Genomic DNA, 23,010 nt, shown 5'->3' with positions numbered 1-23,010 from the left:
ACTCATTTCACACAATTTTCAAAGAATAATTATACAAGCAAACTATATTTAAAAAAATCAAAGAATTATAAGTTCACTGATAAATACAACAGCGCAGCAAATACAAGCAACCTTAAATAAACTCATATTAAACCATGCTGCAACTGTTCCGCACACAAGAGCTAATACGCCTGAAATTTTGCTTTGAGTTGCATTTACCATGGCTGGAAATGTCATAACTGCAAGAGTCACATATGGCACATAAAATAAAAAGGATCTAACGAATTGATTTTTTATAGGCTTTCTAAACACAGTAAGTGGAAGTGCTCGAATCACAGTTGATACTAGAGCTGCAACTAATATATAAAAATAATTACTCATCGCTTTCCTCCGGATAAGGGAATAATATTGCTACAACAGTAGATATTACGATAGTCAAAATAATGGTTCTGGTGCCACCTGAAATCTGAGAAATGCCAGGCAAAACCGTAGCAAGGTAGCTTAAAATAAAACAGCAAATAATGGTGATAGCAACAACTCGATTATTTCTTGCAGCCGGCATAATGCAGGCTAAAAACATTCCATATAAGGCAACGGAAAATGCACTTACAATGCGAAGTGGAAGGATTCCACCGGCAACTATTCCAATTGCGGTTCCGGCACACCAGCCAAATACCGATATCATAAATGCACCATAACAATAATACGGATTTACGTAGCCAGGTTTATTTAATGAAATGGCAAACAGTTCATCCGTAACATGAAAGCCTATTCCTATTCTGTGAATCATAGGCGTATCTGGATGTACCCTTTGGCTAAGAGCTGTAGACATAAGCAAGTATCTGGCATTTACAACCAAGGTCATAATCGCCATTTCAACATAAGTAGCTCCTGCCCCAATCATTGAATAAACAGCATACTCTCCTGCGCTGGCATGATTGAGAAAAGAATTTATGATGCCCTGTATCACATCCACCCCGACCTTCTTTGCAAAAATACCAAGAGAAAAGGATACTGCAAAATATCCAAGGGCTATTGGCACGCCATCTTTTACGCCTTCTAATGCGGCTTGTTTTCTTGAAATTTTAAAAATATTACTCATTTACAAAACCCTTTTTTAACGCAATCTTCACAGTTATTTAAAACTTTTTGTTTCGCACTAGTGTAAAATAACCTTAAAGTAAATACATACGGAGGCAGATACTTATGAAACCTGGTGTTTACCAAGCGACACGAAAGGACGGCAGTATTTATTACCGTGGAAATATTACTTATCTAAATAAACATATTAGCATTGGGAGCTTTGATTCTGAAGCTCGCTGTAATAGCGCCTATAAAGAAGCCTGGAACATCCTAAAGGATAATTCCATCAACATTCTTTCATATCAAAATTCTATAAAATACCTGTCATTCGAAAAATGTGTTACCCTGATAAATTTTAGGGATAACAAAATGTATATTAAAAATCCTATTTACCTGCAAAAAAATTATTTCCTGTATTATCTTGCCCCTTCTTTAGTTTTGAAATTTGATAAGGATGATTTATTCTATTATTCCACTCACAAGATTCAAAATCGTGGTGGCCATATGTTTGTCAGTGATTATGGAATGCAATACAACATTTTAAACAGATATGGAATAAAACCTTATAGTGTAAAGGGTAAAGATTATAAATTTGCAAACGGTGATGAAACGGATTTACGATATTCAAATATTATTCTTGTGAATAAATATCACGGTGTATCTAAAGAAGAAAAAAAAGGCAAGGTTAAGTTTGTAGCCAAGATACACCTAAATGGTGACTTTATTGTAGGACGATATTCCACCGAGGCCAAGGCTGCCATTGCCTATAACAAGGCAGTTGATTTGTGCAAATCCCGTGGCATGACGAAAAAGTTTCCTACAAACTTTGTTACCGAATATAGTCCTAGAGAATATGCAGATATTTATACAGAAATAAAAATTTCTTCTCATCTGTATAAATTCTTCCATAATAAAAATTTCCGCGAGGCTTAACCTCGCGGAAAGAAGTATCTCGCCGACAAAATTAGTTATTGATGAATTTATCTTCCTCATTGTTCCATGAGTAAAGGCTACGAATCTGCTCTCCAACCTTTTCTGCTGGATGCTCAGAAGCAAGCTTTCTCATAGCCTGGAAGTGAACCTGACGTCCAGCTGGTGACATGTCAAGAAGGAATTCCTTAGCAAAAGTTCCATCCTGAATATCTGAAAGAATCTGCTTCATAGCTTTCTTTGTGTCTTCAGTAACAATCTTTGGTCCTGTGATGTAATCACCGTACTCAGCTGTATTTGAAATAGAATATCTCATTCCAGCAAAGCCTGACTGGTAGATAAGATCAACGATAAGCTTCATCTCGTGAACACACTCGAAGTATGCATTTCTTGGATCATATCCAGCCTCAACAAGTGTCTCAAAACCAGCCTGCATAAGAGCGCAAACACCACCACAAAGAACTGCCTGCTCACCAAAGAGGTCTGTCTCTGTCTCTGTACGGAATGTTGTCTCAAGAATACCAGCACGAGCTCCACCGATACCAGCACCATATGCAAGTGCGAGGTCAAGAGCCTTTCCTGTAGCATCCTGATATACAGCAACAAGGCAAGGTGTTCCCTTTCCTGCCTGGTACTCAGAACGTACTGTATGACCTGGTGCCTTTGGCGCAATCATAGTAACGTCAACATCTGCTGGTGGCTTGATGCATCCGAAATGAATGTTGAAACCGTGAGCAAACATAAGCATGTTGCCAGCCTCAAGGTTTGGCTCGATATCAGCCTTGTACATATCAGCCTGCTTCTCATCGTTGATAAGAATCATGATGATATCAGCCTTCTTTGCAGCCTCTGCTGCTGTGTAAACTGTAAGTCCCTGCTTCTCAGCCTTTGCCCATGACTTTGAGCCTTCGTAAAGACCAATAATGACATCACAACCACTCTCCTTAAGGTTGAGTGCGTGTGCATGACCCTGGCTACCATAACCGATAATAGCTATTGTCTTACCTTTCAATAATGAAAGATTGCAATCTTCCTGATAATAGATCTTTGCTTCCTGTGACATTCTTTTATCCTCCTACTTTTTAAAATTAATAAAAAACTATTGTAAAGTGTTTACAAAAAGTAATTCCTGATGAACCATTTATAAAATAACTACATCGTCGCTGCCACGAGTTAAGCCTGTAACTCCTGTTCTGGCAAGCTCCAAAATATCATAATCTGCAAGCATATCTAAAAATGCTGCAAGCTTGTCCTGATTTCCTGTAACCTCAAGTATCATTGAATCATGTGTGACATCAACAACCTTGCCATGGAAAATCTCAACGATTGTAAGTACATCCTGTCTTTCAACGCTTCTAGCAGAAATCTTTACAAGCATAAGTTCTCTTTTTACAGACATACCGTGTTCCAAAACCTTGAGATCAACAACATCTGTAAGCTTTGAAACCTGTTTTTCAATCTGCTCAAGTACCTGCTCATCACCATGGGTAACGATTGTAACTCTGGTGTATCTTGGATCAGCTGTAACGCCTGATGAAAAGCTGTCAATATTGTAACCTCGACGTGAGAATAAGCCTGAAATTCGACTTGCAAGACCTGGTGTGTTTTCAACTAATATTGAAAGAACTTTTGTAGATTCCATATATTACTCCTTTTCCACTTCACTACTGTGAAGTATGAAACTATTTAAAATAATAGCACACTACATTTATATGTCAATATAAATTTTATCTTAGTTTAATAAGTAAAATAAAGAACAACTGCCAAATAAATTATTACAAATAATTGGCAGTTGCTTTTCTCAATAATATTTTCCATCGTAAGGGTTATAAAGCCCCATCTGTATAGGCTGTCGCTTGTCTTCATAGCAAAGGGTAATATAAAAATCTCTAAATTCGAAGCCCTGCTTTGTCCATTCAGTATTGCCCTTTTCGCAGTCACAGTATTCACTAAAATCCACCCATTGAAGGACCTGCATCAAAGGTCTATCCATCATTTTGCAGGTGGCCTCTTTGAAAGTCCAAACTTCTGTAAACTTTTTGTTTACCTCGTTCTTTTTTACGGATTCTAAATATTCCAAATCATATCGCGTAAAAAAACGCTTCACCAAATCCTTATCGTATGGACGGATTCGCTCCACATCTATCCCAACAGGTTTGTCAGAAATGGCAGCCACAGCGAAATAATCCGCATGACTAATACTGAAATCAACATTCTTTGGCTGAATAAAAATAGGCTTTCCCTGAGAAGTGGTGGAATAAACGTAGGGTCTTTGTATGTGGTTTTCCCACAATAATTTTTCTAAAAGATGCGCAGCCCCTAAACGCTCGCACTTTCCCTTGAGAGTCTTTGCCTCATCTACATGCTCACGGCGTTGTGGACTAATCATGTCGTAGACTTCGTCAAATATGAACGGATTTTGTAGTGGTTCACAATTGTAAGCTGCTGCTTTAATCATAGGCTCCCCCTGTTCTTTATAATACAAAGTATATCATAGTGAGTAAAAAGTATGTTAAAATTTGGTTAAATCTTAAGGCTTGGGGGAGTTTTATATGAAGTTTCTTATTTTTGAAATGAAAACAGTTTGTTATAATTCTTATCTTTATTTTGGTGATTCTATTGGATATGCTCTAGCAAAATTCGGCCATGAAGTGGAATATTTTAAGGTTGATGAGGACAGACTTGAAGACCTTGAAAACTTTGTTGGGCAAAAATATGATGCCTTAATAGATTTCAATTCTGATTTATCAAAGCTTTTCATGGATGATGACACTTATTTTTTAGACCATATTGAGGCTCCTTTTTTTGATGTTATTCTAGATCATCCACTCTACCATCACGACTCACTCAAACAAAAAATAAAAAACTTTAATGTGGTTTGTCTTGATAGCAGGCATAAAGACTATATCCTAAAATATTATCCTCATATAAAATCAGTCTCTGTGACACCAATGACAGGGGAATTGGCCTTTGGTCATGATTCGATAGACTGGGATAGTTTTGAAAACCGTCCTTACGATATTATTTTTTCCGGAACCTATACCGATCCTGTCAGAATTGAAACCGCCATTAATAAAATGCCTGAAATCATCGTTGAAAACGTATATCAGCTAATTGATATGATGACGGCTGACTCTAAGCTGTCTATAGAGGATGCTGTAGATATTTTATCTCAAAATGAATTTTATGATTATATTAATTCTGATAAGCCATTACACACCCAATCCTTTTATCTGGCTGATACGTATATACGTTGTATAAATAGAAAAAAGCTGGTACAGGCACTAGACAAAACCTCCCATAATTTCCATATATTTGGTGCATTGTGGGAGGAACTTGATTTGAAGAATGCCACACTCCATCGTGAAATTCCTTTTAATCTGACCTTTACCGTATTTGCGAAATCAAAAATCTCTGTAAATATTATGCCAAATTTCAAAGCTGGCAGTCATGACAGAGTTTTTTCAGGACAGCTTAATGGTGCTGTTTCTCTTACGGACTCCACTACGCTTTTACGTAGTGAGTACAAGGATTTAGAAAATATATTATTTTACGATTTGAATAATATAGATGCTGTTACAGAAAAGGTAGATGCCGCACTATCAGATGAAACGGGCTTGAAAAAAATAGCCCAAGCTGGCTATGAGATTGCCTCAAAGAACCATACCTGGACCAATATTGCGAAGGTTATATTACAGGAGCTTTCCAATTAGTCGATATTTAACATCTCCTGATAGAAATTAAAGTAATCCTTACGTCCCTGCTTTGTGAATTCGATAGCTGTACGTGGATGCTGATTTAAAAGACCTGTAGTAAGGTACTGCATGTCATAACCCCAAACTACGCCCTGTTCCTTAAGTGGTACCATGTAGTCCTCTACGAATTTTATAGCGTAACGCTCCTTGTATTTTGGATTTTTAAGAAATCCAAGTAAAAGCTCCATAGCACAGTTACCTGCACCACGGCCCATTGCACAGTAGGTTCCATCAAGATAGTCTACATTGTCCCCCACTGCTTCTATCGTATTTGCGAATGCAAGTTTCTGATTGTCGTGGGCATGCATTCCCACCTTTTTTCCATATTTTGCTGCAGCATTGCAGTAAACATCTGCGATGCGCTCTATCTGTTCTGGGTATAAAGAGCCGTAGCTATCTACAATATAGACACAGGAAATTGGAGTCTGACAAACAATATCAAGAGCTGCCTTGACATCGTCCATTGAAGCAGATGAAATAGCCATGATATTACAAGTAGTCTCATAACCTTTTTTGTCTGCATCCTCAATCATTTCGATTGCTCCAGGGAGCTGGTGAAGATATGTAGCCACACGCACTAAATCTACAGGACTTTCAGCCTTTGGATGAATATCCTCCTTGTAATTACATCTTCCAACGTCTGCCATGATAGCAATCTTTAAGTCAGTATTATTCTCGCCAATAATTTTTCTAATATAATCATCAGATGAAAACTTCCATGGTCCGAATTTTGATTCATCGAACTGCTCCTTATCAGCGCGATAACCCATTTCCATGTAGTCAACCCCAGCCTTTACATTAGTTAAATAAAGTGCCTTTGCAAACTCATCTGTAAAATAGAAATCATTAACTAGACCTCCATCACGAAGTGTTGCATCAACCACACGTACACTCTCTCGCACTGCGAGAAGCTTAGAAACCTCTTTCATCTTTTATGTCCTCCTAATTTATGCTTTAGCGATTAAAAGCGTTAAAGTAATTATAGTGGTAATAAGTCAAAAAGTCAACCAGTAGGCTTTTAGCGCTACTGGTTGACAAATTTATGAACCCTACAGATTTTCTTATGAAAATCAAAAGCTTAAACTATCTCAAATTTCTGGGTGCTTTCATTCAGCTGTTTTGTTACATCGTTATTTTGATCTACAGCCTCAGAAATACCTTGAATCTCACCAACTATATCTGTAGCAGCTGCCGCCGACATTCCAATAGCGCTTGAACTTTCCTGAACAGAGCTTGAAATACTTTCGATTCTTTCTGCCATATCATTCATAACTGAATTGAGATTATCGGCCTTATCTGAGAAGGTATCAAGCATTTCCTCAATCATTGTGGCTGTGTTTTCATATTTTATTCCTGTGTCTACAAAGGCATCATAGTCAGCCAGAACATTATTATTAATAAAATCAATAACCTGAATAGCATTATCTGACAATGCTTTAACTGCTGAAGTTACCTTTGAAGATATCTCCTGAATATTGCCTGCAGTATCACGTGAATTTGCAGCAAGCTTACTGATTTCGTCTGCTACAACTGCAAAGCCCTTACCAGCCTCACCTGCACGTGCAGCTTCTATTGATGCATTAAGAGCAAGCAAATTGGTCTGGCTTGCAATATCAAGAATTTCATTTGTCAAATCGCTGATTTGGTTAACCTGTTCTGATTCCTTAACTGAAATCTCAAGCACCTTGGAAAGCTCTTCCATCTTAGCTCCAGTGCTTTCCTTTTTGCTGTTTGCTTCTTTTTTGATAGCATCAGCTGCTTCTTTGATTTCGTTGGCCTTTCCAGCTCCAGCCTTTGCCTCATCATCAATGGCAATTGTAGCTTCCCTAACCTGTAAAACGCTTTCGTTTAAGTCACTTGCTGTAGTCGAAACATTTTCCATAGATGCAGCTAGCTGTTCCATGGCGGCTGATGTGTTGGTTACATTATCACTGGCACTTTGAATTTTCATAACCATGCTATCTGAAGATGATGAAAGAACACCTGCGCCATCTTTAACGTCCTTGATAACACCCTGTAATGTGTCAAGAAACTGATTAATGCAATCTGAAATAAGTGCAAGCTCAGTTTTTGTTTTCGTATTAATACGAACTGTCAAATCACCTTTACCCTTATTAACATTATTAATAATTGACTGCAGCTCATATGTTATACCAAATATAGTTTTATTAATCCTAATAAAAATAAGCAGAAAACTTACTATTATAAGAACAACTACAATACCCATTACAATATATCCACTTCTTGAAGTTCTACTTGTAAATCGTTCCAGATAGGAAGCAAAACCATTGCTTAGGGTCATAATTCCTTCATCTACTGCAGCAATTGCATCATAAGAAGCAACAAGTTGAGCACCATAGTCGGTTGTTACATATTCTACAGCCTTTTGAACATCACCAGCGAGAATTGCAACCTTCACATTTTTTGCTGTTTCACAGTAAGCTTCTACATTTGAACGCAAATTATCAACTCGCTCCTGGCCATCAGGTAGGTTTCCAATAAGCAAACTAGAGTCCATGTAGTCCAAATGTGCTGCCACATCTGCTATATAACCATCCATATCCGCAAATTCACTTGCATCGAGAACTTTCCCAGCTTCCATCTGTCCAAGAGTTCTATTAATTTCAGCAGAAATATGTATAACATCCTCTTTAATGCCAGCTGCTTCTGTTGCGCATATTAATTCGTTTTCACTGGCAAGCAAAGCCTGAGTTCTTACACTAGTCAAAGCCTGATTTGTAACTATAGCATAAATAACAAATGCCACCAAAATAAGAGCATTTACTATAATGTTTTGAAAAGTAATTGATTGAAAGAAATTTCCTTTACTATTCTCAACCACCTTTCCTACGCCTTTGAGATTATCTCGTTGTTCAGTAGTAAGCCTTCCATCTACTTTCTTTTTAAATTCTTCTCTACCCATGTACTACCCCCCTGTAGAACTAAAAAAAATTGTGTAAAATGTAATAAAGCGTCACTAATTATCACATTTATATCCTTTTTGTAATTATAATTTTAATTTTTGTTTTTATGGCCAAAATCACAAAATCTTAAATAAATTTTTACAAAAATGAAAAAATCCTCTGCTTTACGCAAAGGATTTTCCAATTAAGCTCAATTATTCTTCTGAATCAAGAGCTGCATCCATGATGTTTATCAGCTCTAAAGCGCTGCGAAAATTGATTTTTTCATCTCTGTCAGCCCAGGTAATCTGTCCCTGCCATGATTCATTTTCGCATTTATTAACGTGTACCACAAATGTTGCATCTTTATTATCAGCCATTTTTCACACCTCCCATGTGTTTCCTATATCTTTATACATAATAACACATTAAACGTTACATAAATCATTATACAAAAAATAATTATTACTACAATTACATATGAATTGATGATTTTACCTTAAAATTCGGTTATAATTAGATAAATAGGATAATTTTCCGGAGGAAAACATATTGAATAAATTCATATCATGGAATGTAAACGGACTTAGGGCCGTAATCGGCAAGGGCTTTTGGGATTACTTTGATTCTACAGATGCTGACATCTTTTGTTTACAAGAAATCAAACTATCAGAAGGACAGCTTGACTGTGAAAAGGAAGGCTATCACATTTATTGGAATTATGCAGAGAAAAAGGGATACTCTGGCACTGCTATTTTTTCTAAAATAGAGCCTATTTCTGTAACCTATGGTATCGGAATCGATGAACATGACCATGAGGGGCGCGTAATCACCCTTGAATTTGAGGATTACTACTTCATCACCTGCTACACTCCAAACTCTCAAAACGAGCTTGCACGACTTGATTATCGTATGACCTGGGAGGATGATTTTAGAAAATATCTTCTGAAATTAAATGAGAAAAAAGGCGTAATACTCTGCGGAGATTTAAATGTTGCCCACAAGGAAATAGACTTAAAAAATCCAAAAACCAATCGCAAAAATGCAGGCTTTACAGACGAGGAACGAAACAAAATGACAGTGCTTTTAGCCTCAGGTTTTGTGGATAGCTTTAGATATTTCTACCCTGATATGACAGACATTTATTCATGGTGGTCATATAGATTTAAAGCCAGAGAAAAAAATGCTGGTTGGCGTATTGATTATTTTATTGTTTCTGATGACATTAAGGACAGGATGAAGGATGCTAAAATCCACACTGATATAATGGGGTCAGACCATTGTCCTATCGAACTGGATTTTGAATAACAGTATAGGGGGATTTTTATGGGATATTCAAAAGAGGAAAAAAAGGCTTTTCTGAAGGCATTTATCGAACGTAAACCAGTAAAGTGTTCGAAATGTAAAGGCAAACTGAAATACATAGGTGGCGGATATTATGAATGCTATGACTGCGGAAACAAAGAAGTAGATGATTTTGGCAAGATTAAAGATTTCATCGAAGAATATGGTCCATCTCCTGCCATTGTAATTTCTGAACAGACGAATATCCCAATTGATTTGGTCAATGGAATGCTTCGTGAAGGCAGACTTGAAATTCCAGAAGGAAGTGACGTTTATATCGAATGTGAAAGCTGTGGCTGTAGCATTCGTTTCGGCCGTTATTGTCCTGATTGTATAAAAAAACGCACCAACAATTTAAACGGTGTTTTCTTTAATCCCGAGATGGGTGAAAAGCCTCAGAAGGCTCCTAAAAAAGGGGATTCTGGAAAGTTTTATTTTCTTGATCATCATTAAAAAATACGGTTCTCACATATTCGTGAGAACCGCTTTTTTTACGCTCTTGTAATGTATATTAATTTGTTCTAAGAGCATCTATTGGGTTAAGATTTGCAGCCTGATGACTTGGTAAAATTCCAAATACGACACCTATTATCATAGAAAACACAACTGCTACAATGGCTGCTGGCCATGAAATAGCTACTGGAGTGCCACTCATTATAGAAATAATCTGAGCCAATCCTATACCGCTTGCCACACCAAGAACACCACCCATAGATGTAAGCACTGCTGCCTCTGTCAAAAACTGCCACATAATTTTACTTTTTCTAGCTCCAATGGCTTTTTTCAAACCAATTTCAGCAGTTCGCTCTGTTACAGAAACAAGCATGATATTCATAACACCTATTCCACCTACTAAAAGAGAAATGGCTGCTATCCAAATAAGCATAGAATTGGTAGATGAAGAGAGCTGCTGTAGCTGCTGTGCCTGTTCCAGCAAATCCTTGGACTGATATTTTATGGTATCGTCTGTAGGATGAATGTATGCATTTAAAATATCTGCAGTCTTCTTTCCCGCAGCTGTCATATCATCTGTGGATGTGGCCTTAACCAAAACATTTTCCGGCTCATCGTAGCTATAGCTGATAGGCCAATCTGAAAGTGGTATGTAGATTGATCCAGATTCATCCTGTTTGTAAGTCTCATAATCAGATAGATTATTAATGACTGGTTCAAATGTTGAGCGTGTTCTGACCACACCAACAATGGTATAAGAATCTCCACCTATTTCAAGTATCTTTCCAATTGCATCCTCATTTTGAAGAAGCCCCTCAACAATGGCTTCATCTACTACGCAAACCTTTGTAAAAGCATCTGCTTCTTTTTCAGTAAACAATCTGCCTTCTTTTACAGTGAGGTTGGCTGTGGAAAAATAATCCTGCTCAACGCCTTTTACATATCCTCCACTCATGGAGTTATTCTGATAATATACTCCACTATATATCTGTCTATTGGCATATCGACTGGCGGCTTTGACCTCAGTAATCTGCCTGATTTCAGCTAATACATCATCTGAAACCTGTGGGGCACCATAAGGTGCACCATTATAGCCCATTTCATATGGCCAGTCGTTCTGGTACAGTTGAATATCTACTGTATTCGAGCCTGAGCCTATAAGATTTTCTTTTATTCTTTGATTAGTGCCTTCGATTGTGGAAACTATAGCTATAATAGCTGCTATACCGATAATGATACCAAGCATTGTCAAAAAAGACCTGAGCTTGTGAGTCCATATACCACGAAAGGCCAAACGTATATTTTCAAACATTATCCCAAGCCTCCATCATAAAATCCATCCATTGATTCTGTTTCTTCGCATTTAATTCCCTCTACTGCACCATTTCCATAAGGGAATGCAAGGAAGTCTTTGATGGATATTCCAGATTTAATCTCTGTCATGCTGCCATAAAGGCTTCGTCCAACTTTTACATTAACCTTTTCTAACACACCAGATGAGCTTTTTCTCATAACATAATTGCCTGTAGCATCTTTTCTGATGAAATAATTTGGAATAAACAGACCTGAACTTTCCTCCTCATCTGTGGATGGTGTAATTGTGATATCAACGGGTGCCCCTATATCTATTCCAGCACTTTTATCAAAGGAAGCCTTAAACTCGTAATTACTTGAATTCGTATTTCCGGAGCCACCCCAAAAATTATCGTCTTTTGAAGGTGTATCATTTATAGAAGTGATAACTGCTTCCGCAACATTTCCAGTTTCCCAGGAATTAACAGATACAGTATCGCCTATATGAACTTTATCCAGATAAAATTCACCTATGCTTCCAGAAATATAGTAATCATCTGTTGCTGTAATAATAAAAAAAGGTTGGTTTGCATTATAGTTTTCAGCACCTTGTATCTTTGAAACAGTGCCTGATATTTTGGCACATATATCACCATTCTCGTTGGTATTTACCATCTGCTCCAATTGAGACTGTTGAACACGATATTCGAGGTCAGATTTCTTTAAAGCTTTGGTGGTTTCTTCGATTAGCTTTTTTAACTCAGATGGCTTATAACCTTTTGGTTCATCATATCTTTCACGGATTTCTCCATTGAGGCCGATTCCCTCATGACCAATAAGAGCTCCTGTCTCGCCATCATAATAGAAAGTTCCTACCTGAATCTCAACAGTGTCTTCTACAACAGACTCTCTAAAGAAATCAGAATCAGCTGCCTTTGCAGCGTCAATTTTTGTTTTTAATTCATTTATTTTGGCTTTATTTTCTTCTTTGTCCGAATAGATTAGTTTTCCGCCTGGCTCGTAATAATCTATAGTAATGTTACCTCTTCCGTTATCTGAAATCATAAATACTACGTCGTCTTTGCCATAACTGTATCCCTCCAAAGACTTACCTTCATTCAGGAAATAGCTTTTGGTGGAAACCTTAATATCTCTAGTGTCAGGAGCGCTGGCAATATATTCAGGAATAGGTTTTGTATTCTCTAATCTTTCCAAACGATTTTTATCAGCAATATAGGCCTGTTCAGCTTTTTGTACTTCTAATCTCTTGCCATTTATATCCTGAGTTTCCTTTTTTACTGATATCAGCACATCACCTGGTTCAACATGATCTCCAACTGCTACATTTATATTTAGGATTTCTGTACCTGTTGGAATGTATCCGGTTTGAGCCTTTTCAGCGGTGACCTGACCATAGCTTTCTATTGTATCGCCCCAATAATTGTCCATGGCAATATTTTGAAGACTGACAACCTGAGCAATCTTTTTGCCCTGTTCATAATTATAATAAAAATATAAACCACCTGCGGCTAATCCAAATATGACTACTATAATAAGGAGAACTTTAATTATTTTCTTCATTGTCCGCCTCCTCTAAACCATGATATAGTTTACCGTCCACTATTCTGTATGTCTTTTTTGCATGACTTGCAATGCCAGAATCATGGGTAATCATAATGATGGTAGTGCCTTCATCATTAAGTTTTTGAAATAATTCCATAATAGCAGCACCAGACTTTTGATCTAGAGCTCCTGTAGGTTCATCCGCTAAAAGAACCTTTGGATTATTAACAATAGCCCTTGCAATAGCAACACGTTGTTTTTGTCCACCTGAAAGCTGATCTGGCCTAAATTTCACTCTATCGGCAAGTCCTACTTTTGTAAGAGCTTCTATAGCCCTTTTTTCTCGCTCCTTTTTTGATACACCTGCATAGCTAAGTGGTAGAGCTACATTTTCTATAGCATTTTCTTCATTCATAAGATAAAAGCTTTGGAAGACGAAACCAATTGAATGCAGTCTAAGATCTGACATTCTTCTATCGTTAAGCTTTAAAACATCTTTGTCCTCAAAAAAATATGAACCTGAGGTTGGTTTATCCAAGCAGCCAATAACATTCATAAGGGTACTTTTCCCAGATCCAGAAGGTCCCATTATGGCTACATATTCTCCTTCGTCAACAGTTAAACTGACATCATTAAGCGCAGGAACTGAGGTGTCGGTACCGGCTTCACCATATACTTTAAAAATATTTTCAAGTTTTACAATCATAGCTACTCTCCCTCTGTGCCACTCACAGTCTTCATTCCTTCAGTGAAGTCCTCCATAGGGTATGCAATCTGAGTATCCTTATCAATTCCTGAAACAGCATAAACCATTTGATCCTCATAATAATCCCCTAGCTCAATAGACTGTTTTGCAAGCTTTCCACCATTTGATGCCCATACAAAAGGATTGCCATCCTCGTCATAAGAAATGTAGTAGTCATAGATATAGGTTCCATCAGAAAAATCCATTTCAGCAGCATCAGTCTGACCTAGCTCTATGTATAAATGCTGTCCCATCATAAGTCCTTCGCTGTCATCCAAGGTTACATAAAATGGGTATTTGGTAGAGCTGCCTTCCGATGAACTACCGTCATAGGAATTGTTATTTTCTTCCTGCTTAGACTCAGTATCTATTTTAGAAATAGTTCCATGCCAGGTTTGCGATTTATCTACACGTGATCGTAAAGTCACAGGCTCATCCACATTAATAGCCCACACATTTTGCTCATTTATCTGGCCTTTTACTCTCATTTCTTTTGAAGCAAGAATGGTAATAAATGTTCCATCAGTCGTATATGGGTTTGTATCATCCGCAACCTTTGTGATAGTTCCAGCAACGGTTGATGAGACTGTAGAATTGTTTATTTTTTTATTATTCTCTTCTATTTTGGCTTCGGTCTGAGCTATATTGTTTTGGGCAATAGCAATATCTGTAGTCCAACCATTTATTTCATTATTAAGACGCTCCCTATTATTCTTATCTTCTTCAGTGTCAGTCTTTATTTTATCAAGAGCCGCCTGATTTTTGGCAATATTATCTGTGTACTCTTGTATTTGAAGATTAGATCTTTCGATATCAAATGCGTACTGTGTATTTTCTGCAGTAAGCTTATCAGATTTATAGGAAAATAGCGGTGTACCGACACTTACCACATCTCCTTCTGATACAAAAACCTTATCCAGTTCACGCTCTGAGCTTTTGGTTAGACTTGTAGACTCCTGACCCTCTACAACACCCATAAAGACATTCGTAGAATAGGAACTGTTTGCTCCCATTATTTCTGATAGAGGCATAACATATACCTCTGATGAATCTGATGTGGTTGCCCCCACCTTTTCCAAAATTCCAGACTTATATACGGCTACTCCAGCCACAGCTATAGCTGCTATAACAATAGGTAGTACTATTTTCGCTTTCATAACATCATCCTTTCCAAGAACATCTCCCTATAAGTGTTCTAGTTTCATTAATACAGTTATAACACTAATATAAATGTAATGCAATGCCACTGACCACAATGTAATCAGCCACATTATTAATATGGTAAACTTTTCCTTTGACTCCTCATCTTTTAGTGTTACTACATATTTATCTGTATAATCTGAAAATATTTTAAAAATCACCACTTTTATTCTTGTGATTTTCCATTTCAGCTTATAAAATATCACTAGCAAAAAGAAATTGGAGGTTTTTATGGAAGACAAAATAACACTTACTATAAACAAGCAAAAGACTATCGCTCTTATTGCTCACGATGGGAAAAAACCACTTCTTATTCAGTGGTGTGAAGACAATAAAGAAGTTCTTAAGAATCATTTCTTATGTGGTACAGGTACTACAGCAAAAATGATTTCTGATAAAACAGGCCTTCCTGTCAGAGGCTACAACTCAGGCCCTTTAGGTGGTGATCAGCAAATTGGTGCCAAGGTTGTTGAAGGTAGAATCGATATGATTATATTCTTCTCAGATCCTCTCACCGCGCAGCCACACGATCCAGACGTAAAGGCTCTTACCAGAATCGCACAGGTTTATGATATTCCAATCGCAGTGAACAAAGCGTCAGCAGATTTCATGATTAAGTCACTTTACATGGATATGGCATACAATCACGACGTTATCAATTTCCAAAAGAATATCGCAGATAGAGCAAATACATTATAAAGTGTCACCACTTTTACTATTAATTACTAAAACTTTTACACTTTTCATTTTCATTATATTTTTGGAAATAATCTTTATGAAAGACTTAGAAAGATTAATTACAGAATCCATGGCAGAGGTGACCAGGATTGGCATCAAGCCTGGGGTCATTACATCATGGACAATAAATAACAGAGCAAAAACTCGCTGGGGACTTTGTAAACAGAACCCAGATAAAACTTTTGAAATTCAGATAGCAGATAAGCTTTTGACCGATGACAGAATCTCTGAGAAAGCCTGCAAGGAAACAATTATCCATGAGATTCTTCACACCTGCAAGGGTTGCATGAGGCACACTGGGCAGTGGAAACATTATGCCGAGGTCATGAATCAGGTTTACGGCTACAACATCAAGCGAGTCACATCTGGTACTGAAAAAGGAGTTGAGGACTATAAGTCCATCAACTCCATGACCATCAAATACATATTCACTTGCGGCAACTGTGGTGCCACCATTTATCGTAAACGCGATAGTCGTTTTACAAAAAATTATCGTAATTACGGATGTGCCAGATGCGGCGCTGTAGATTGGAGAAAACAAACTGTAAAATAAAAATTATTCAGTCCCATCGAATCCAAAAATTTTGCGTGCTTGACTTTTGTTCATAAAATAAATTACTCCAAACCAAAAAACTAACCAGGACGCTTTTAGCTTTTCCTTTTAATAAAAATGCTTTATCAAACTCTGCTAATTATTTGCTATAGATAACTCGTCGATAAAATCATCTACCGTTATATCATGTTTAATAAGTTTTGGAAACAACACATCAAAATCTTCTTTGATTACTTTATCCTGCCACTGCAGCTGATAATTAGGAAACTCATTTGCATGGGATTCATATTCAGCAATATATTTCATGCCAATATCACTGTGTGATTTTTCCTGTTGAGATGTTTTGGTGCTTCTGTAATCCATAAAAAGCTTGGCCCCTTCAAGGACTTTTTTATCATCTTGATTTACGATTCCCCATGCTGACATTCGTTTATCTACAAGCATTATCCCACCACTAAAAGTAGAAAATCCCTGTTCAAAAAAAGCGCCTTCTATCTGTGGAACCATCCAATATCCTCCTGGTATCATGGCTGTTTCACCAGAAATAAATCTTGATAAAGATTCATCATGACTGATACTAAGTGCATCGCTAAAGGTATAGTCATAAATCGTATTTACGAAGCTGAGCATTTTTCTAAAAGATTCATTATCATAGCTTTTGGGTAGAGTTTCCTTTAGAAAGTCCATGCCAGTATCTTCACTGCACATATAGGCAGTACCAATAAGAAGGGCAGACCAATAATCCCCACCACCATGTAGAGATATGGGTGTATATCCTGCTGATTTTATAATTTCACAATCTTCTAGAAATTCATCCCAAGTCTTAGGATAACCATCAATACCACACTTTTTAAAAATGTCGGCATTGTAAAACATCCCTGCCGAAGAATACATTCCATCATTTAATGGATATAGGTCATAGTATCTGCCATTCTCCTCCATCAACGCCAAAAAATTTGAGCCAAAGGCAGCATCTGTAATTATGGCTGGAAGATCATCGATAGCATTTAACTCCTGCAGTCTAGTACGATATCCCTCTTCAGTCTCACTGATAAGAGTGACATCCACCTTATATTTTCCTTCATATTTTTGGTTAAACTCAGTAATTAAGTCGGAATACGTACTGTTAATTCCATCCGGTTCGCTTCTTAAAAGAATTGTTATTACAATCTCTTCCTCAGTGTCCGCACCTTGTGATTCAGGGGCACTTTTTTCATTAACACCACATCCATAAAAGCTGACCCCTATCACCATTAGGCAAATAGCCATTTTTAACTTAATAGAAAAGATTTTATTCTTCATCCATATAATCCTCGCCCATTACAATTTCAATGGTACAATCCATTCCCACTATGCTGCTGTAGTGCATACTGACTTTTTTACACATAAGCTGTAGGCGTCTTGCCACATTTATAATTCCATAGCCACCCTCTTTTACAGATGGTTGTGCCAGATTTTGGTTTTTAATATTTTCATTTAGGATGGTAATATCTTTTTCATCCATTCCCTTTCCATTGTCCCTTACAATAAAAATCAGCTTTTCATCTCCATTTTCGTATTCACTCTTGACCTCTATTTTTATCAGTCCACCGGAATCAATCTGGCTAAATCCATGTTTTATGCAGTTTTCTACTATTGGCTGCAAGAATAATTTAGGCACCTTTTTGTTATTGAGATTATCCTGACATATGATTTCATACTCGAACAGATTGTTATTTCTATATTTTTGGATGTCCAAATAGGATTTAACGTGAGTCAATTCATCCTCAAGAGATATAATCTTATGCCCATTTGAAAGGGTAATGCGAAGCAGCTTAGACAAGGAATCTACCATAAGCATTATATTTTCCTGCTTGTTAATTCTGGCCAGCATATATATGTTTTCTAAGGTGTTGTATAGGAAATGAGGATGAATCTGATACATCAGTGACTCCATCTCTAAGTCTCTGGCTTCTTTTTCCTTATCCTGAACCTGATTCATTAAATCCTTTATTTTGTGCAGCATGGTATTATAGGATTTACCGATTTCATCCAGCTCAGTATTAGTTTTAATATGCATTTCCTTTGAAAGAGAATTCTCCGAAAAATCCTGCATCTCCTTTGAAATCATCTGTACAGGCTCAGATAATTTTTGTGATGCTGTAAAACCAAAAACTATTGCAAAAACAATAGCCGCACCCATAAATATAAACATCCATCCCAAAGCACTTTTTACAGACTGGTACATCTCAGCATCACTGATATAGGAAACAAAATACATATCGCTATCCTTGTGATAGCTGGTAAATACATAGCCTTCAGGAAGCTTTACCATGTTTTGATCTGATACTGCCTTCTGGATTTTTATGAGGGTTTCATCATCTATTTCATGAAAACATTTTTTTGCATATATTTTTTTATCTGGCCCTACTATGAAATAATTGAAGCGCTCATCGCTGTTTACCTGAAGCACCTGTGAAATTTTATCAGGCTGTATTTCAATTAAAATACGATCTGGGTCTATTAAAGTATCTATACTTCGAATATTTCTAATGGCATACATTCCAACAGAATCAACACTCTTGTCTTTGTATATGTCGGAAGCGTTCTGCCAGAATAAATGGAGCTTTGCATAATCGGTATTTAGCAAGGTATCAACATATTGATTTTTGGTATTAATATTTCCTCCAGAATATGAATATATTTCTCCTGTATTTTTTATATAGTATGTGGATGCTTGTAAATCCTCTGTATAGGTCAAAAGATTATGAAGTAAATTTTCTTCTTCCTTTACATTTAGATTGGTGTTTAATATGCATTTCTGAACAAAGGAGTCAACAATAATCCCGTCAGTATCTTCCTTTATATCAGAAAACAATTCATCCATACTATCCACCATCTGGCTTGAGGTATTCATACCAATATCTATGATGGCCGTTCTCTCCTCATGGATAAAACTAACCATTACAAGCAAAAAAGATAAAGATAGTCCTAGGATTAGTGCCATTGCAAAAATCAATATTTTGTTTCTTATACCATATATTTTCTTTGTCATATTATTTTGAATCTACTCTATAATCACTAGGTATTTTCCCAGTTGCTTCTCTGAAAATTTTTGTAAAATAGGAAGCATTTGCTATACCAAGTCGTCTTCCTATTTCGGATATACTTAAATCGGTAGTCACTAATAGTCCCTTGGCTACTTCCACCTTTTGATTTAAAACATATTGCTTAAATGAACAATTGGTCACAGCCTTGAATATCCTTCCAAAATACACAGGATTTAAGTGAACTTCTTCTGCCACCTTTCCTATGGTTAAATCATCTTCCAGATGAGCCTCGATATATTTGCAGGCACTATACACGTATTCATTGGTGCGATGATTCTCATCTCCCATGGCCATTCTCTTGCGTTTTGAAATAGCATAAAGCCCTAAGTCATAATACATTCTAACAATCTTGTGTGTGGGATAATTAAATAAAGCTTCGTACATTCCACGGATTCTTTTATACAAATCCTTGTCCATTCCATAGCTCTCTCTAAGGAATATTTCAGTATTTACCACAAGGTGATGAACAAAGGCTAAGTCAACTGACTCTTCTGACACAAAGGAGTCCAAGAAGACGATAAGCTTCTCTTTGAATTCCTCCTCATCATTTTTTCTAATAGCATGGATAATTCCCGCTTCAACCTCGTATGGATAGCTGGCTGTATTATCTTCTATCTCACAATCCTCCATGTCAGCATCCACTTCACAGGCGAAGTCATAGAGTTTTTTGGCAGAATCTACAGCAGTAATCATCCCGTCTAAACCATAGTAGCCATCAGTGACTGCTGAAATAGTATCAAAGCCTAACTCAATTTTAGCGTTATTTAATATCAGCTTACATTTATAGGACTTGCTACTATCCCCTAAATCAACTATAAAAATACTGCTCCCATCAATGTTTTTCTTGGTCCAGACCTTGTACTCTTTAGACAATTCATTTTCCAGATATGAAAACAGTGCAAAACGCTTCCTGTCGAAATTATCGTATTCGCTTATCATGTATATAACATCCACATCCGCAATAATCGCTGCATAATAATGACTGTCAGCGGAATCAGAAAGAATATCCTTGCAGCCATAAATAAACTGCTCTTTTGAAAGACCACCATCTATCAGGCGACCAATCATATATGTAATATAGCTGCCCTGATTTTCTATAAAAATCTTTTCCCAGGCCTCTATCACTTTATCCTTCTTTTTTTCGGAAATAATAGTTTGCGCTATCTTTTCCATAGTTATAAGCATCTCATCATTTACCGGCTTAACAATATAAGCCAAAGCCCCCTTATCACAGGCAGCTTTGGCATATTCGAAATCCTTATAAGCACTAAGCACTACAAATTTAGTGTCTGGACTGACTAGAGCAGCTTTTTCCATCAGCTCTATTCCATCCATATTTTTCATGCAAATATCTGTAAGTACAATATCTACGTGCTCTTTTTCAATAATAGATAATGCCTCACGACCAGACATTGCAGTGCCAATCACAGAAAAACCTACAGACTCCCAGTCAAATGTTTGACTGAGGCCTGCTAAAATAATAGGTTCATCATCAACTATTACAAGTTTTAATAATTCCATAAACTATTTCTTCTTTAAAATCATAAATGTTACTGGTGGGACAACAACTTGAGTCTCATAGTTTTGTCTTACCATATTACTTGAGGAAAGTATGGTACTATACTTATTTTCCGGAAGGTCATAGCATACTTCCTTTTCTTCTGGATTCATAAGAATAATTATCCTTTCCCCTTCTAAGCTACATAATACCATTAAACTCTCATCATCTATACCATCCTTAAATCTTTCATAATGAAGATTTACAGCTTTTTTCTTAAATGCAATAAGCTCCTTATAATATTGGATCATTTCCTGTTTTTTATTATCCTTAAGAACATTCCAATCTATTGCATTTACATAGTCACTTGATTTGTATGAATTTGAATTAAGTGTACCATCCTCGTTTAACTTGCTTCTTCCAAATTCTTCACCATTCAAAAAAAGTGGTATTCCCTTTGAAATAAAACAGATACCTGCTGCCAACATGCACTGCTTCATTAATATGTCATCGGATGCATCCTTTGATGCGGTTTTAAATTTGTCATACAAAGTGAAATCATCATGACAGCTCACATAATTTATCAGCTGATTAGCATTTTCTGACCAATATCTTTTTCCAAGGATGCAACTTTTTAAAAGGTTTTTCATTCCCTTTCCACCGTTGCAATAACCTTTTTCCTGAGGATGAAAATTGTCCCCACGTAAAAGGTTTCTTATGACGTCGTCAAAATAAGCAAAGTTTTTTGTCTCAGCAGAATTCATCTGAATCGCAAGTGGTTTTTCCTCGGTCATCACGGTAGGCATATCCCAGCCTTCACCATGAAAGATAATATCAGATCTATATTCCTTCACTGTGGCTACAACTCGATTGATTGTGTCTACATCTATCAGACCCACCAAATCAAATCTGAATCCATCGATATGATATTCCTTTGCCCAATATAAAATATTGTCCACTATAAACCGACTCACCATGTATCGTTCAGAGGCATTATCATTTCCACAAAATGAACCGTTACTATATATTCCATCCTCATCTATTCTTGAAAAATATCCTGGGACAATTTTATTGAAGCTAAAATCCTTGGCGTCAAAAACGTGATTTAAAACCACATCCATCACTACGCTAAGTCCCTTTTTATGGCAAGCCATAATCATTTCCTTTAGCTCTGTTATTCTAGAGCTTGGATTGTAAGGATTGGTAGAATAAGAGCCCTCTACAGCAAAATAATTTTTAGGATCATAACCCCAATTAAAGGATGGATTTTTCTCATCAACGCTTCCAAAATCATATATTGGTAAGAACTGAATGTGAGTAACGCCTAATGATGAAATGTAGTTCAAGCCAATCTCACTGCTATCTTCTGCAGTCTCGGTTACTCCCTTAAACAGACCTTTATGCTTTACATTTGATGAATCTGAAATGGTCAAATCTCTCACATGGGCTTCATAGATAATACTTTCATTTGCACTTAGGCCACTATTAGGATTTTTATCTTCATTCCAGCCTGATGGATTTGTGCTTTTCATATCAACGATAGCTGCACGGTCACCATTTATTCCAACTGCAGTTGCGTATGGATCACAGGCCTCTGTTATATCATTATTTCTTTTTACAAGATATGTATAGAAGCAGCCCAAAAAGCATTTGCTAAGATTTACCTTGAATACGCCTTTGCCCTCGTATATCATTGGGACCTTCGTCTTGCTGGTTGTATCTAAAATATCTCCTGACTCATATACTAAAAGCCAAACATTATCTGCTTCTGGAGCCCATACTCTAAAAGTTAGATTGTCGCTTTTTACCTCCAATCCTAGAGACCCATCATAATTATATTTTTCATTAAAATCTTCAGATAGTTTTCCTTTATATATGCCCATT

At 36.8% G+C, this 23,010-nt stretch carries 21 protein-coding genes and 1 pseudogene; 6 read left to right on the top strand and 16 right to left on the bottom strand.

The window, feature by feature from the left end; all coding sequences use genetic code 11:
* Positions 1–57 precede the first annotated feature (57 nt).
* Together BLV53_RS00305 and BLV53_RS00300 are read right to left on the bottom strand one after the other, a co-directional pair.
* Positions 58–360 carry an AzlD domain-containing protein gene (locus BLV53_RS00305; protein ID WP_090295481.1) on the bottom strand — a complete coding sequence of 101 codons (303 nt, stop codon included), beginning with the start codon at positions 358–360 and terminating at the stop codon, positions 58–60.
* Complete coding sequence (locus BLV53_RS00300; protein ID WP_090295479.1) at positions 353–1,081, bottom strand: AzlC family ABC transporter permease; 729 nt, start codon at positions 1,079–1,081, stop codon at positions 353–355. The genes BLV53_RS00305 and BLV53_RS00300 overlap by 8 nt, the downstream gene beginning before the upstream one ends.
* A 104-nt stretch (positions 1,082–1,185) precedes the next feature.
* Here BLV53_RS00300 and BLV53_RS00295 point away from each other — a divergent pair, with 104 nt between their 5' ends.
* Entirely contained in the window at positions 1,186–1,995 is an 810-nt protein-coding gene (locus BLV53_RS00295) for a hypothetical protein (protein ID WP_090295476.1), read from the top strand.
* 31 nt (positions 1,996–2,026) lie between these two features.
* Here BLV53_RS00295 and ilvC read toward each other — a convergent pair whose 3' ends face one another.
* The 3 genes from ilvC to BLV53_RS00280 form a co-directional block, all read right to left on the bottom strand.
* Entirely contained in the window at positions 2,027–3,055 is a 1,029-nt protein-coding gene (ilvC, locus tag BLV53_RS00290) for a ketol-acid reductoisomerase (protein ID WP_090295474.1), read from the bottom strand.
* Positions 3,056–3,133: 78 nt separating this feature from the next.
* Entirely contained in the window at positions 3,134–3,634 is a 501-nt protein-coding gene (gene ilvN, locus BLV53_RS00285) for an acetolactate synthase small subunit (protein WP_090295471.1), read from the bottom strand.
* A 159-nt stretch (positions 3,635–3,793) separates the two neighbouring features.
* Positions 3,794–4,450, bottom strand: a complete 657-nt coding sequence (locus BLV53_RS00280) for a 4'-phosphopantetheinyl transferase family protein (protein WP_090295469.1) — start codon at positions 4,448–4,450, stop codon at positions 3,794–3,796.
* Between the two features lie 94 nt (positions 4,451–4,544).
* Here BLV53_RS00280 and BLV53_RS00275 point away from each other — a divergent pair, with 94 nt between their 5' ends.
* Positions 4,545–5,705 carry a glycosyltransferase gene (locus BLV53_RS00275; RefSeq protein ID WP_090295466.1) on the top strand — a complete coding sequence of 387 codons (1,161 nt, stop codon included), beginning with the start codon at positions 4,545–4,547 and terminating at the stop codon, positions 5,703–5,705.
* Here the strand turns inward: BLV53_RS00275 and BLV53_RS00270 are convergent.
* From BLV53_RS00270 to BLV53_RS16945, 3 genes and pseudogenes are all read right to left on the bottom strand, one after another.
* Positions 5,702–6,676, bottom strand: a complete 975-nt coding sequence (locus tag BLV53_RS00270) for an aldolase catalytic domain-containing protein (RefSeq protein ID WP_090295464.1) — start codon at positions 6,674–6,676, stop codon at positions 5,702–5,704. The two genes, BLV53_RS00275 and BLV53_RS00270, sit on opposite strands and share 4 nt — an antisense overlap.
* 464 nt (positions 6,677–7,140) lie before the next feature.
* Positions 7,141–7,629, bottom strand: a pseudogene (locus BLV53_RS17785) (methyl-accepting chemotaxis protein); the annotation flags it as partial.
* A 1,236-nt stretch (positions 7,630–8,865) separates the two neighbouring features.
* Positions 8,866–9,030, bottom strand: a complete 165-nt coding sequence (locus BLV53_RS16945) for a hypothetical protein (RefSeq protein ID WP_170830714.1) — start codon at positions 9,028–9,030, stop codon at positions 8,866–8,868.
* Positions 9,031–9,202: 172 nt separating this feature from the next.
* Here BLV53_RS16945 and BLV53_RS00260 point away from each other — a divergent pair, with 172 nt between their 5' ends.
* Together BLV53_RS00260 and BLV53_RS00255 are read left to right on the top strand one after the other, a co-directional pair.
* Positions 9,203–9,958 (top strand): exodeoxyribonuclease III, encoded by a 756-nt coding sequence (locus BLV53_RS00260; RefSeq protein WP_090295459.1) that lies wholly within the window; start codon positions 9,203–9,205, stop codon positions 9,956–9,958.
* Positions 9,959–9,976: 18 nt separating this feature from the next.
* Positions 9,977–10,447 (top strand): hypothetical protein, encoded by a 471-nt coding sequence (locus BLV53_RS00255; protein ID WP_090295456.1) that lies wholly within the window; start codon positions 9,977–9,979, stop codon positions 10,445–10,447.
* 58 nt (positions 10,448–10,505) lie between these two features.
* Here the strand turns inward: BLV53_RS00255 and BLV53_RS00250 are convergent, their stop codons facing one another.
* From BLV53_RS00250 to BLV53_RS00235, 4 genes are read right to left on the bottom strand one after another with little or no spacing between them, the layout of a single operon-like run.
* Positions 10,506–11,759: an ABC transporter permease gene (locus BLV53_RS00250; protein ID WP_090295453.1), complete on the bottom strand. Its 1,254-nt coding sequence runs from the start codon at positions 11,757–11,759 to the stop codon at positions 10,506–10,508.
* Positions 11,759–13,321: an efflux RND transporter periplasmic adaptor subunit gene (locus BLV53_RS00245; RefSeq protein WP_090295452.1), complete on the bottom strand. Its 1,563-nt coding sequence runs from the start codon at positions 13,319–13,321 to the stop codon at positions 11,759–11,761. The genes BLV53_RS00250 and BLV53_RS00245 overlap by 1 nt, the downstream gene beginning before the upstream one ends.
* Entirely contained in the window at positions 13,305–14,009 is a 705-nt protein-coding gene (locus BLV53_RS00240; protein ID WP_090295449.1) for an ABC transporter ATP-binding protein, read from the bottom strand. The genes BLV53_RS00245 and BLV53_RS00240 overlap by 17 nt, the downstream gene beginning before the upstream one ends.
* Positions 14,010–14,011: 2 nt before the next feature.
* A complete protein-coding gene (locus tag BLV53_RS00235; protein WP_090295446.1) occupies positions 14,012–15,205 on the bottom strand; it encodes an efflux RND transporter periplasmic adaptor subunit in 1,194 nt (397 codons plus the stop codon).
* A gap of 274 nt (positions 15,206–15,479) precedes the next feature.
* On the opposite strand from BLV53_RS00235, the gene BLV53_RS00230 reads away from it, so the two are divergent.
* Positions 15,480–15,947: a methylglyoxal synthase gene (locus tag BLV53_RS00230; protein ID WP_090295444.1), complete on the top strand. Its 468-nt coding sequence runs from the start codon at positions 15,480–15,482 to the stop codon at positions 15,945–15,947.
* Positions 15,948–16,023: 76 nt separating this feature from the next.
* Complete coding sequence (locus BLV53_RS00225; protein ID WP_090295441.1) at positions 16,024–16,539, top strand: SprT-like domain-containing protein; 516 nt, start codon at positions 16,024–16,026, stop codon at positions 16,537–16,539.
* 135 nt (positions 16,540–16,674) lie between these two features.
* Here the strand turns inward: BLV53_RS00225 and BLV53_RS00220 are convergent, their stop codons facing one another.
* The 4 genes from BLV53_RS00220 to pulA are packed head-to-tail and all read right to left on the bottom strand — an operon-like array spanning position 16,675 to position 23,009.
* Positions 16,675–17,841, bottom strand: coding sequence for an ABC transporter substrate-binding protein (locus BLV53_RS00220; protein ID WP_090295438.1), 1,167 nt, complete (start codon positions 17,839–17,841; stop codon positions 16,675–16,677).
* Positions 17,831–19,573, bottom strand: a complete 1,743-nt coding sequence (locus BLV53_RS00215; RefSeq protein WP_090295436.1) for a sensor histidine kinase — start codon at positions 19,571–19,573, stop codon at positions 17,831–17,833. Before BLV53_RS00215 ends, BLV53_RS00220 begins: the two co-directional genes overlap by 11 nt.
* Position 19,574: 1 nt before the next feature.
* The gene (locus tag BLV53_RS00210) at positions 19,575–21,149 is read right to left on the bottom strand and encodes a response regulator transcription factor (RefSeq protein ID WP_090295433.1); all 1,575 of its coding nucleotides are present in this window, start codon (positions 21,147–21,149) and stop codon (positions 19,575–19,577) included.
* Positions 21,150–21,152: 3 nt separating this feature from the next.
* Positions 21,153–23,009, bottom strand: a complete 1,857-nt coding sequence (gene pulA / locus BLV53_RS00205) for a type I pullulanase (protein WP_090295431.1) — start codon at positions 23,007–23,009, stop codon at positions 21,153–21,155.
* Position 23,010 lies beyond the last annotated feature (1 nt).

It is taken from the genome of Pseudobutyrivibrio sp. ACV-2, assembly GCF_900107545.1.
GTDB lineage: Bacteria > Bacillota > Clostridia > Lachnospirales > Lachnospiraceae > Pseudobutyrivibrio.
Note: the sequence above shows the minus strand (reverse complement) of the source record. Positions and strands in the feature narration are given on the sequence as shown.